Source organism: Ochrobactrum sp. SFR4 (assembly GCF_019730395.1).
Lineage (GTDB): Bacteria > Pseudomonadota > Alphaproteobacteria > Rhizobiales > Rhizobiaceae > Pseudochrobactrum.
Genome location: NZ_JAAPBB010001111.1, coordinates 1 through 249, shown reverse-complemented (window position 1 = coordinate 249; position 249 = coordinate 1). Strand labels below are relative to the sequence as shown.

Sequence of the window (249 nt, the reverse complement as noted above, 5' to 3'; positions counted from 1 at the left end):
AAACGACCTGACGGACGATGCACGTCCGGTTATGAGCGGCAAGGCGGAGCCAGGTTCAACCGTTACTATATATGATGGCACGACTAAACTTGGCACTGCCGTAACAGATTCCGCTGGCAACTGGACATTCCGTCCGGAAACAGCGCTCGCTGAAGGTGAACATAAAATCACTTTCACCGCGACTGATAAGGCAGGCAATACGAGCCCGGCAACAGAAGCGCTCGTCTTCAAAGTCGATACGGTTGCGCC

General features: G+C 53.8%; 1 protein-coding gene. It reads left to right on the top strand.

The features are described from left to right. Positions 1–249 (top strand): Ig-like domain-containing protein (locus tag HBA93_RS22485; protein ID WP_286202149.1); only part of this gene is annotated, 249 nt, incomplete at both ends.